Origin of the sequence: Marinobacterium sp. xm-m-312 (assembly GCF_013283295.1) — a bacterium.
Classification (GTDB): domain Bacteria; phylum Pseudomonadota; class Gammaproteobacteria; order Pseudomonadales; family Balneatricaceae; genus Marinobacterium_E.
Genome location: NZ_WBYS01000018.1, coordinates 1 through 1,264 on the forward strand (window position 1 = coordinate 1; position 1,264 = coordinate 1,264).

Annotated in this window: 1 protein-coding gene; it reads left to right on the top strand. The window is 46.3% G+C overall.

From position 1 onward, the window contains the following. The first annotated feature begins 211 nt into the window (after positions 1-211). Complete coding sequence (locus XMM312_RS11430) at positions 212-1,006, top strand: metallophosphoesterase (protein WP_173489289.1); 795 nt, start codon at positions 212-214, stop codon at positions 1,004-1,006. Positions 1,007-1,264: the final 258 nt, after the last annotated feature.

Consider the following 1,264-nt stretch of genomic DNA (forward strand, 5'->3'; position numbering starts at 1 on the left):
ATGGTGCCTCGAGGCTTCTATGTTGCCTTCCACGAGCACTTTAATAGCTAACAAGCGTACTGATTACGCCAGTCTACGGTACTTTAAGGTTCGATGTACAGGGCGGAAATGTACCGAAAAATGAGCCGAACTTCGGCTATTTACGGTTTCCTATCTCAGAGGGGCGCGCGAAGCTATGTAAGCGTAAGCCCGTTCACGTTACTCTAGCCGTATGAACTTAATACGCCCCCTATTCATCTTAATTACCGGCATAGCCTTATCAGGCTGTGGCGATCGTGAGCCTATTCAGGTTAACAAATGGCGTATTAATACGGGGCTTAACCTTACCCAGCCTATTAAGGTCTTACACATCTCAGATATCCATTATCAGGAAGATACAGGCCCAGCTGTAATGGCTGAATTAGCCCAGATAGCTGGTGCTACTCAACCTGATTTCGTAGCGCTGACTGGAGACTACACAGGCGAAGATTTAGCGACTACTGACCGTATTAGGCCTGTAATCATAGATGGCCTTGAGAGGCTCTCAGAGGGCCGTAGAACGTATGTAACGCTAGGTAACCACGAGACTTACACTGGCCCTAATCGTTGGATACGGAGCTTCTCTGATAGCCCTATACGCTTTATTGAGGGGCAGTCAGAGATAATCAATATACTAGGTGTAGATGTCTGCGTACGCGGCTTAGGTGATGCTTTCACGGACAACTATAGGCACATACCTTTTAGCGATGACTGTACGGGTATAAAGCTCACGTTAGTACACGACCCGTATGGGGCCGAAATCGATCCTGAGAGTGGTGTTTACCTTGCAGGACACCTGCATGCGGGGCAAATCAGCTTGCCTCTTGTTGGGCCTATATGGATGCCTACAAAAGCTTCTGAGGAATACTGGGTAGGCTATGGTTCTGACGGTAATAAACAGTGGATTACTAGCGCAGGTGTGGGCACTACCTTCATTGATGTACGGATAGGTACTACGGCTTCAGTGGAGTTGATTGAGCTGTATTAGGTAGCTATGGGGGGGCGAGTGCCATGGGGGGTATACGGGTTATCGTATATAGCTATGACCTGAGATTAGGGAATAGGTACTGTAAAGGCAGTTTTATATTTAGATAAACATTAAATAAAACAGTAGTTTATGTTACTATAGAGAACTAGTAATAATATAACCGCTTCTTCCTATGACTATAGAGCTACTGGGTACATCAGCTACCACTAGAGATAAAGCCTTCCCTCAGAGAGGTGGGGCTTATGATCGTATGTCCTT

Bases quoted from the DNA above. Each gene is read 5' to 3' on its own strand.
- XMM312_RS11430 (WP_173489289.1), top strand. From the start codon at position 212: ATGAACTTAATACGCCCCCTATTCATCTTAATTACCGGCATAGCCTTA.